Origin of the sequence: Epilithonimonas tenax DSM 16811 (assembly GCF_000428485.1) — a bacterium.
Lineage (GTDB): Bacteria > Bacteroidota > Bacteroidia > Flavobacteriales > Weeksellaceae > Epilithonimonas > Epilithonimonas tenax.
The window spans coordinates 1-1537 of record NZ_AUAA01000096.1 but is presented as its reverse complement, the minus strand read 5'-3'; the positions used below and the strand labels follow the sequence as shown (position 1 = coordinate 1537).

Below are 1537 nucleotides of genomic sequence, written 5' to 3'. Positions count from 1 at the left end.
TAAATTATCATTTAGTTTAGTAAAAGATGAACTTTAGCTAATTTTGTTTTTCATTCCTTTGCGGATTTTTAAATTTTAAATAAATCATAGTAATGAAGGAATTAGTGAAACTAGAGATTATGAATGCAATGAATGCCACTTTAAACTTTCAACAGATGGCAATGTTAGAAAAGGTAATTCACCAGAGTTTTCACGATGTAGAAATAACCAATCAAAACAAAGAAAATCAACACTTTATAGATAGCAACGAATCGATTCTCAATCTATTTATTTCTTCCAAAAAAGTAGAAGGATGTTCGGAGAAATCTCTTAAATATTATTTTTCAACGATAGACAGCCTCTTTAAAAAACTGAGTAAAAAAGTGACCGAAATTTCCACCAACGATCTACGAATTTACCTTTCTGATTATCAAGAAACGAAGAATTCCAGCAAGGTTACTATTGATAATATTCGAAGAATATTTTCTAGTTTTTTTTCTTGGCTTGAAGACGAAAATTACATACTGAAAAGTCCAGTAAGAAGAATTCATAAAATAAAAACACCTAGAATTATTAAAGAAATTTTGAGTGACGAGGAAATAGAAACACTACGAGATAATTGCACTGAGATAAGAGATTTAACCTTAATTGAAATTCTCATATCAACAGGAATAAGAGTGGGAGAACTCGTAAAAATAAACCGAAAAGACATTAATTTCCACGAGCGATCGTGTATTGTAACAGGAAAAGGAAATAAGGAACGTGAAGTTTATTTTGATGCCCGAACCAAAATTCACTTAAAGCACTATCTTGAAACCCGAACCGATGATAACGAGGCTTTATTTGTTTCTTTATCTAAACCGCATCAGCGACTGTCGATTGGCGGGATAGAAAATATTCTGCGTAAACTGGGTCAAAAAACACAAATCAACAAAGTTCATCCGCATAAATTTAGAAGAACATTGGCTACAATGGCGATTGATAAAGGAATGCCGATTGAACAGGTACAAAAATTATTAGGTCACGTAAAAATTGATACTACTTTGCACTATGCAATGGTGAATCAATCGAATGTGAAAATTGCACATCGAAAATTTATAAGTTAATGGTGAAAGAATATTTTCTAAGAGATTTAGTTAAGATAAAAAATGGAAAAGACCATAAAACCGTTTCAAATGGAACGATTCCGATTTATGGAAGTGGTGGAATTATGCGTTATGGTAATCAATTTTTATATGATAAACCAAGTATTTTACTTCCTAGAAAAGGAACTTTAGATAACATCCAATTTTCGAAAATTCCCTTTTGGACAGTTGATACCATTTATTACACTGAAATAAATGAGGATGTAGCAGAACCGTATTTTCTTTATAACTATCTGAAAATATTAAATTTAGAAAATCTAAATACCGGAACTGGTGTACCGAGTATGACATTTGACAGTTACTATAATTTAAAAATACAATTACCCAACCTCAAAATCCAAAAAAAAATTGCCAACATTCTCATAGATATTGACAATAAAATTGAATTGAACAATAAGCTAAATGATAATTTA

The 1537-nt window shown here is 30.4% G+C and carries 2 protein-coding genes; both read left to right on the top strand.

All coding sequences use genetic code 11. The features are described from left to right. Positions 1-92: 92 nt before the first annotated feature. A complete protein-coding gene (xerA, locus tag F564_RS0117655; protein WP_028123735.1) occupies positions 93-1085 on the top strand; it encodes a site-specific tyrosine recombinase/integron integrase in 993 nt (330 codons plus the stop codon). Further along, the coding region (locus tag F564_RS0117650; protein ID WP_034981996.1) for a restriction endonuclease subunit S at positions 1085-1537 on the top strand (453 nt) is incomplete at its 3' end. The genes xerA and F564_RS0117650, both read left to right, overlap by 1 nt.